This is a genomic window from Saccharomonospora halophila 8, assembly GCF_000383775.1.
Lineage (GTDB): Bacteria > Actinomycetota > Actinomycetes > Mycobacteriales > Pseudonocardiaceae > Saccharomonospora > Saccharomonospora halophila.
In genome coordinates this window covers 27235-29712 of record NZ_KB912573.1, presented here as the reverse complement: position 1 = coordinate 29712, position 2478 = coordinate 27235, and the positions used below count along the sequence as shown (strand labels likewise).

Here is a 2478-nt window from a genome sequence, read left to right as displayed (position 1 = left end):
GGGCGGGGCGGTCGGCGAGCCGGTGCCCGCGGGCCCGGTCGCCGTACCCTCCGGCGGGGCGGACTGATCATCGTCGGGCCCGCCGCAGGCGGTCCCCAGCAGAGCGGCGCACATCGCACCCACCAGTAAGCGCTTCATCGTGGCCCACGCTACTGCGCCCGTGTCCCGTCCGCGCGTCCGAGGTCGCGCCCTCCCGGCCGGTCGTACCGGCGCAGGCGGTGGGTACCGGACCCGCCGGGGTCGTCGCCGTCCATCCCACCGATGGCGAGCGTGCTGGGCGCCTCCGTCCGGGCCAGCCGGGCCGCCTCGGCCACCGCGTCGCGTTTGCGGCACCACCGGGACAGCACCGCGCCTTCCCGCCGGACGAGCCAGGTCAGCGAGTCCGGGGAGAACCGGAACACCACCGAGTACCGCGTCGCCATCGCCCCCTCCTTTGTCGCAGTTCCGCAACAGCGTATCGGTACCGCAAGGAGTGTGGCAGCAACGACACACCCCTGTGATAGTGAAAGCGGAACGGACGGAAGGCGGGGAGATGGAAGGCCGGATGGACGCGCGTCGCCTCTACGACGCCCTGGACGCCCAGCGCAGGGCACAGGGCATCTCGTGGCGGCAGCTCGCCGAGCGGGCGGGGGTGAGCCCGTCCCTGCTGAGCCGGATGGGCAACGGGCAGCGCCCCGACCTCGACGGGTTCATCGCACTGGTGCAGTGGCTCGGCACCCCCGCCGAGGAGTTCATGGTGGAGCCCGGTGGACACCGGGACACGACCGTCAGTCTCGAGACGCAGCTCGCGTTGCTGCTGCGCGCCCGGGACGACCTCACCGAGGCGGACAAGGACTACCTGCTGGACATCCTCGGCGCCACCATGCGGCGGATCAAGGCGGACCGGCGGGAGGAGTGAGGTGGCCCTGCGGCACGGTTTCAAGGCGACCGCGCGACGGCTCGCGCTCGACGTGCGGGCGGAGCTGGGGGTGGACGCGTTCGCGCCGCTCGACCCGTACGCCCTCGCGGACCTCTACGGCATCCCGGTGTTCGACCTGAGCGCACCGTGGCTGCCCGCCGACGCCGTGCGGCACTTCACCGGGACCGCCGCGTCCTCCTTCTCCGGCGCCCTGCTGTCCACCGGCACGGCCACGGTGATCGTGGAGAACCACGTCCACGACGACACCCGCCGCCGGTCCACGGTCGCCCACGAGATGGCGCACGTACTGCTGGAACACGAGTTCGGTGTGCTGGTCACCGACGGCACCGGGTGCCGACCCGGCCCACGGCCGACGTCGTCCACGTCGGTCGAGCAGGAGGCCACGGAACTGTCCGGGGAACTGTTGGTGCCGTGCGACGCGGCCCGCGCGGCGGCGTTCCGCGACTGGACGGACGCCTCGGTCGCCCGGCACTACCGGGTGAGCGAGCGCCTCGCCCGGTGGCGGATGAACGTCACCGGCGCCCGCCGCATCGCCTGCCGCACCCGTGCCAAGCGGCCACCGGGTTTCCGGTACCGCTCCCCGACACCGGCCCACGGCGAGTGAGCGTGCGCCGGACCGGGTCGCCGGAGATGCCCGGCGACCCGTCCCGGTCAACTCGTCTCGGACCTCCTGCCGTGCACGGCGATGGCGTAGATGGCCACCACGTCGACGGCGATGATCGTCAGCGCCCACACGGGGAACGCGGGGATGAATCCCATGCTCACGATCGCGCTGATCGAGGCGATGGCGATCCCCGCGACCCGTGCCCAGGTCTGTCCGGTGAACAGGGCGAGCGCGGTGGCCACGGCCAGCGCACCGATCCCGAGGTGCACCCAGCCCCAGATCACGTAGTCCAGGTTCAGCGCGAGGCTGCTCTCGCTGACCGCGTAGAACGCGCTGTTCAGGACCGTGGTCAGTCCCACGATCAACTGGAAGGCCCCGATCAGCCCCAGCACCGACGAGGCGAACATGATGCCTGCGGGCCCGCCGAAGACCTGACCACCGGGCTGCACTGCGGAGGGACCCTCCGTCCGGGCGCGGACGGCCTCGGTGTCCGGACCGCGGGTCTGCGGCGGGACGCGTTGGGTGCCGACCCGCTCGGTCTGCTGTGCCTGGGGGTTCTGCGACGTCTCACTCATGACGGTCCCTTCGACGACATCACGGATGGCACCTCCACGATCGGACGCCACCCCCACCCGCACATCATGCGTGGCGGATGAATCGGCCCCGTGCCGACGGGATCCGGGACCACCGGCGGCACGTCCGGCCCCTCGGCCGTCCCGGCCGGGGTCTTTCGTCCGTGGTGCGACCTCTGCCGCACCACCTACCGTCACGGTCAGGAAGGGCGAGCAGGAAAGGCGAGCCACCAGGGCGGTCGCGCGTCGGCACCGCGACGTGTCGCACCGCGACGACGCACACGGCGTCGGGAAGGTGGGTGCCGGTGGACATCGGGCCCGGGCGGGGCGACCTCATGCGGGAACCCGGCACGGACGGCCCCTCGGGGCGCCGGGCCGGGTGG

General features: G+C 72.6%; 4 protein-coding genes. 2 read left to right on the top strand and 2 right to left on the bottom strand.

Annotation, left to right across the window (positions count from 1 at the left end; translation table 11 throughout):
- Positions 1-149: 149 nt before the first annotated feature.
- Entirely contained in the window at positions 150-422 is a 273-nt protein-coding gene (locus tag SACHA_RS0116555) for a DUF2188 domain-containing protein (protein WP_019811551.1), read from the bottom strand.
- Between the two features lie 110 nt (positions 423-532).
- Here SACHA_RS0116555 and SACHA_RS0116550 point away from each other — a divergent pair, with 110 nt between their 5' ends.
- Both SACHA_RS0116550 and SACHA_RS0116545 read left to right on the top strand, forming a co-directional pair.
- Positions 533-898, top strand: a complete 366-nt coding sequence (locus tag SACHA_RS0116550; protein WP_028663268.1) for a helix-turn-helix domain-containing protein — start codon at positions 533-535, stop codon at positions 896-898.
- 1 nt (position 899) lies between these two features.
- Entirely contained in the window at positions 900-1523 is a 624-nt protein-coding gene (locus SACHA_RS0116545) for an ImmA/IrrE family metallo-endopeptidase (protein WP_019811547.1), read from the top strand.
- Between the two features lie 47 nt (positions 1524-1570).
- Here the strand turns inward: SACHA_RS0116545 and SACHA_RS0116540 are convergent, their stop codons facing one another.
- Positions 1571-2098, bottom strand: coding sequence for a DUF7144 family membrane protein (locus SACHA_RS0116540; protein WP_019811545.1), 528 nt, complete (start codon positions 2096-2098; stop codon positions 1571-1573).
- Positions 2099-2478: the final 380 nt, after the last annotated feature.